Source organism: Lewinella sp. IMCC34191 (genome assembly GCF_003390935.1).
Lineage (GTDB): Bacteria > Bacteroidota > Bacteroidia > Chitinophagales > Saprospiraceae > Neolewinella.
The window spans coordinates 1-258 of the sequence record NZ_QNQZ01000040.1 but is presented as its reverse complement, the minus strand read 5'-3'; the positions used below and the strand labels follow the sequence as shown (position 1 = coordinate 258).

The 258-nt window shown below is 52.3% G+C and carries 1 rRNA gene; it reads left to right on the top strand.

Annotated elements, in window-relative coordinates:
• A 16S ribosomal RNA gene (locus DRW39_RS22130) occupies positions 1 to 258 on the top strand; the annotation flags it as partial.

Genomic DNA, 258 nt, shown 5'->3' with positions numbered 1-258 from the left:
ACATGCAAGTCGAGCGAGAAGGTCCCTTCGGGGGCCGGAAAGCGGCGCACGGGTGAGTAACGCGTACGCAATCTACCCCTTACTACGGGATAGCCCCGGGAAACTGGGATTAATACCGTATAGTCTAAATGTTCCGCATGGGATGTTTAGTAAAGATTTATTGGTAAGGGATGAGCGTGCGTACTATTAGCTAGTTGGTAGGGTAACGGCTTACCAAGGCGATGATAGTTAGGGGGCGTGAGAGCGTGATCCCCCACA